This is a genomic window from Haladaptatus ordinarius (genome assembly GCF_054177595.1).
Genome location: NZ_JBPEHH010000179.1, coordinates 1 through 5178 on the forward strand (window position 1 = coordinate 1; position 5178 = coordinate 5178).

3 protein-coding genes are annotated in these 5178 nt (G+C 49.5%); 1 reads left to right on the top strand and 2 read right to left on the bottom strand.

What is annotated here, in order from left to right; genetic code table 11:
- The first annotated feature begins 226 nt into the window (after positions 1–226).
- Positions 227–1537 (top strand): ABC transporter substrate-binding protein, encoded by a 1311-nt coding sequence (locus tag ACR3FF_RS25635; protein WP_458190931.1) that lies wholly within the window; start codon positions 227–229, stop codon positions 1535–1537.
- 63 nt (positions 1538–1600) lie between these two features.
- Here ACR3FF_RS25635 and ACR3FF_RS25640 read toward each other — a convergent pair whose 3' ends face one another.
- Both ACR3FF_RS25640 and ACR3FF_RS25645 read right to left on the bottom strand, forming a co-directional pair.
- The gene (locus ACR3FF_RS25640; RefSeq protein WP_458190932.1) at positions 1601–3250 is read right to left on the bottom strand and encodes a hypothetical protein; all 1650 of its coding nucleotides are present in this window, start codon (positions 3248–3250) and stop codon (positions 1601–1603) included.
- 368 nt (positions 3251–3618) lie between these two features.
- Entirely contained in the window at positions 3619–4458 is an 840-nt protein-coding gene (locus tag ACR3FF_RS25645; RefSeq protein WP_458190933.1) for a TrmB family transcriptional regulator, read from the bottom strand.
- Positions 4459–5178: the final 720 nt, after the last annotated feature.

Below are 5178 nucleotides of genomic sequence, written 5' to 3' on the forward strand. Positions count from 1 at the left end.
TCGATAAGCGCTACTGGAAAGAGGGAAGTCAGTCGCCGTCGTATGAGTGTTGGAGAGAGTTCTGTTAGCACAACCTCTCTCTACGCGGTTTCTGAAGATAACCTTATCAAGACAGCACCGTCTGCCGGTTTCGCTCCTTAACCGAACACGGATGTATTCTCATCCTAACCTGGGTCAGGATGCCATCATATAAGACAAACGAGCGGGTAGTGGAGACACAGTTTCTATGCATTCGCGTCGCGCGTACCTTAAATCGGTTGTAACCGCAGGCGCAGGGGGTTCTGTTGGTTTAGCGGGTTGTACGACTCACTTAGAACAAATTCAAACGAAAATAGCTACGCAGAAACCGGAAAATAAATCGGCGTCGCTCGATATTCAACATTCTTGGACTACAAACATCGAAAAAGATGCGAGTAAAGTCCTTTTCGATGGCTTTCGAAAATCCTCCTCGGACATAACAATTAACGAACGAACAGTCGATGGTCGGGCTGGCGGTGATTTACAAATGACGATTAAAAAGCGGATTATCGATGACAACCCTCCAAGTACATGGCAGGCATGGGCAGGAAAGAACCTTCAAACGTACGTCAAAGCAGGAGCGCTTACAAACCTTGACGATAGCTTCTGGAAAGGGGATACGAAGTGGGATTCCTTCTCGGCCATTTCGAAGCAACTGTCGAAAGTCAATGGATCGTTTGTCGCCATTCCGCTGAGTATCCACCGCCTCAACAATCTCTATTACAACATCCATATTCTGAATGACTTGGACATCAATCCGAAATCGATAGATGATCCACTTACGCTCTTGAACGAGGTGGAAACGGTTCATGAAGAGAGCGAAGCGGAGGGACTGGTACATGCGACGAAACAGATCTGGCCAACGATCGAATTGTGGGAGTCGATGTTGTTAGGCAAACACGGTTTAGACACCCATCAGTCAATCGTGAATGGAAACATACGGTCGAAGGAACTAGCGGTGAAAGACGCACTCGAACTCGTCGATCAGTATCACGAATATTCTCCTCAAGCGCTCGCCCCGATCAACTGGCACAACGCGGCAAATCGGTTTCGAAACGGAAACATTGCATTCTTCCAGCAGGGTGATTGGGCAGCAGCAGAGTTCATAAACGACGATGAGTTCGTTTTCGGAACGGACTGGGACTATATGGAATTCCCCGGGACAGAAGATCAGTATCTCCTGAGTATGGATCTGCTCCCATTTCCGAGGAACAATCCATCCGCTGAAGTAACCTCTAGATTTTTACAGTATGTCGGTTCAGCCAAAGCGCAAAAAGGATTCGCGCAGAAGCGGGGCGCTATTCCGCCGCGAAAAGATGTACCAAGGGCCGCATTTTCCCCCTTTTTCCGTCGCCAGCTTTCTCAGTTTCGGCGCGTAAAAACACAACTTCCATCCATAGCACATGGACTGGCAATCGCTCCGGAGCCACGAACGAAACTGACGAATGCGATGAATGAATTCACGTCGACGTGGGATGTTGACCAAACAGCTGGCAAGATAGTGGAAATTTTCGACTGAACAGTAGTGGCGGTCATTCACAGGTTGTCGAGTGGGATGTCACTGGCCTTGACCCCGAGCTGTTTACCCTTCATGTGGGAGAGACGTGTTGGTCGTTCGTTTGAAGATGACAACTTCTCGATTTTGGTGAACAGCATGGTATTCACTGGATTGACGGAGTTCCGTGATAAATGATTGTCGCTGGTTGTACTTACGACCGTAAACGGTGTACGTTCCTTTTGGGACATAGATGTAGTTTGGAGTGGTAGTGGTAAGCGCGATATTTTTATTCAATTCTTTAACGGTCGTGACTGTAGAAATCCGTTGGTACGCTGTGTATTGCCACTCGTAGGCTACAGGGCTACTCTCCCATTCGACACCCCAAGGGCCGACGACATTCGTCCGATTTGCGATATACGGGAACCATTCAGCGGCATCGCCGATGACAATAAACTCTGCGGACTGGTCAACGTTGTGCTGTGTCCACTGCATCGCCGAATAATCGTGTTCGTCGATGAACGAAGGCATCGAGTTACTCCCTTCGTACTCATTAATTGCGCCAGAGGCGTATAACGTCGAGATATTTGCTCCTAGGATCGAGAGAACCAATAGCACCGCAATGAGTGTATGTTGCCGTGTTAGAACCGGTTCTACCTGTCGTGTGATCCAGGGCACAGCACCATCGAGTACAAAGATAGTCGTCACCAGCGACCCAATCACGAAAATGAATCGAGTTTCACCAGTAATCGCACCAACGAGAAGAAGCCAGACTGGGAGGAAGCTCCGGCGCTTGATGAGTAGATACACGACGCCAGCGACCGGGACCACATACCACAATGAAAGAAGGAGTACACCATAGAGGTTCGGAGATGGCGATACTGTCATAGTAGACTTTGGATTCATGAGAATGATGTTCACCATGACACCGAGTCCTCCGCCGAGCCCACCATGTGTACTCGACGCTGAGACGAGATTCTCGAAGCTATAGATTGAGATGATCCTCACCCACCATGGGACGGTTAGAATGAATCCACTGATACCAACCATGGCAGCATATAAGAACCCGCTAACCGTCCGAGCGTATACGATGGTAAACACAGCGATGCTCAGACTGAGAAAGACGGTATATTCTGGATGGGTGAGTGCAGTCAGAGTAAACCATACAATCGTGGGAACAACCCATCGCAACGACATCGTTTTGAAAAGCCGTAAAGCGGTGTAAAGTCCGGCAAGTGAAAAGAAGAAGGCTGGTGCGCGAACGATACCACCGGCAGAGAAGTGCCAGCGAGCAAATGCAGGCGTCACCGCAAAAACGAAACTCGCTATACCAGCTCGTTGAGGGGATCGTAGCAACTCATTGCTGAGCAGGTAGAACGGGACCAAACTCGCAATTGTGATCCATCCAGGAAGGTAGCGAGTTAATATGAACAGATCGACATTGAATATGTCATGGAGTATAGCAAGGCAGTAAAACATCAACGGTGGGTACGCGAACGGAACACCATTTGCTGTGTACTGGGATACTACTCGAGGAAATTGATATCCATGTTTGGCAATTTGTTCAGCCATCGAGAGAAATAAGCCGCCACCAAAAGCCGGATACTGATGTGTAGATAAATAGCTGACATATGTGAGAAATGAAATGAAAAGACTAGGCGTGAGCCAGAGATACTTCAGCAACCATCGCTTCACATGACCGCATTTGAAATCGGTTGTAAATATTTCAATTAGCATTTGAAGAGCTATGAGGTGAACCAGTTAGCACTATGCCACGGAACCATCTTCTATGTTGTGGGAATACCCGAAGGCGACAAGTTAGGAATTCTTAGCTGCTCGAGCAGGAGCGGATAGGGGGAGAGGTAGTTCACAGTGAACCGTCTCAGGGTGCGACTCTGAGGCACTCGGCTTGGTCAGCTTGTCGACCATGACATTTTAACCAGCATGGCACTGTCTAGTCTAGCTCGTCCTCGACAGGTGTTCGGTCGTTGAGCGATTTGTGTGGGCTCTGACGGTTATAGTAATGTACAAACTTTTCAAGTCACCGCTGGATGCTTGGTCGACCGCCCACCCATGACGACTACGTCCTGATGACGCACTCGCATTCATTCGTCGTCAGGCATTTCAGGTTCGTCAGCCGGTTGGAATCCGGTCGCCATCAATCGCCGCGCAATCACGACAATCCCGTTATCGAACCCTCGTCCAAACACCGCCTTTTCCGTTTCAATCTCACCGGTGTCGGTCTCGTGGACCGAACTCACGAGAATTGTATTCTTGTCGATCAACAGCAACCGACTGATCGTCGTATCGTCAGCAACCTCGAGAGGCGAGCTATGCAACCACTCCAGCCCCGAGACGAACACATTAGCGTCGGGCAGTGCCTCTGCAACCCGCTCACGAAGGTCCTCGGTCTGCGTGCCAATCAGGACATCAAGACCGGTGTCCAGTGCCTCTTGGAGTTGTTCGAGTAACTCCTCGGTGACAACGTCTTCTCGACCGACGATGAGCATGATTTCTCGTCCAGCGGCGTCAATGAGTTGCTGCGTGCGATTCGTAATCGCGGCCGTTCCCGAGAGCGCCCAGACTTCGTGGGTGATCTCTTGATCACCACCGTTCGATTCTGCAGGCTCGATTGCAGTGAGCGCCTCGACAAGCGTGTCCGTCCGTGATTCGTATTCCTGGCGCAACGTTTCTGCGGCCTCCTCGATTGGCACGGCGCGAAATTGCTGGGGATTCGAGTGCTGGATCTCGACCAATCCTTTCGTCTCTAACACTCGGATCGCATCATAGACGCGTGTTCGCGGAACCTCGGAGGTCTCGCTAATTTCTTTGGCTGTCCCTTTTGGAAGACGTGCTAAGGCCACGAAGCAGCGTGCTTCGTATTCTTTTAATCCGAGTTGCTGTAACAAGTCGACCGATTGCTGTTGATTAGATATGTCCTTCATGGGTCCCAACCATTCGCCCGGGAACACCGGGGTCGTTCAAACCGTTTTGTCGTCGCTCATAAGACAGTTGTTGTTGAAACCACTGTACACGCCCAACAGCACTGTCCATCTATATTAGAATATGCACGTCAATACGTATCAAAGGCACTCATCCCCGAACAGTCACATTGCTAATTCACCAGCTGCCTTGCTATTCATACAGATAATCACAGGAGATTGGTACTGAATCCACAACATATTCTTCGATAATTGCTGATTTCGCACCGGTTGAGTGGTACCCCTGTTGGTGAGATTTCAATAGAATCAGTAGTGGACAATGCATATTTCTCCGATCACTCATCATGTTTTTAAACAGTGACCCGAATAATCACAGCAGGGTTATACAGGATAAGCGCAAAGGACGAAGTGGTACGGAGTTTTGATGGGTCCCAACCAATCGTGACTCCGTACCTTGCTGCCACATCTGTGGCAGTTTTCGATTACGATCGATTAGTCGGGAACGCCACCGGCCGGAAGCACATCTTGATTCTCACTCAAAACGGTGAGCAGTGGCTTTATTTCACCGAATTGCGGCCCCTTCGCCACGCGCTGAGTTTCTTGATCGGTACTTCCCAACCGATGTGAGAACTGAAGCTAAAGCGTTGGTCTAATTAGGAAGATGTCTGGTTGAGTGAATGTGTTCAATATCCCTCAGCCAGACGGTGTTCTTTCGGACTCGGA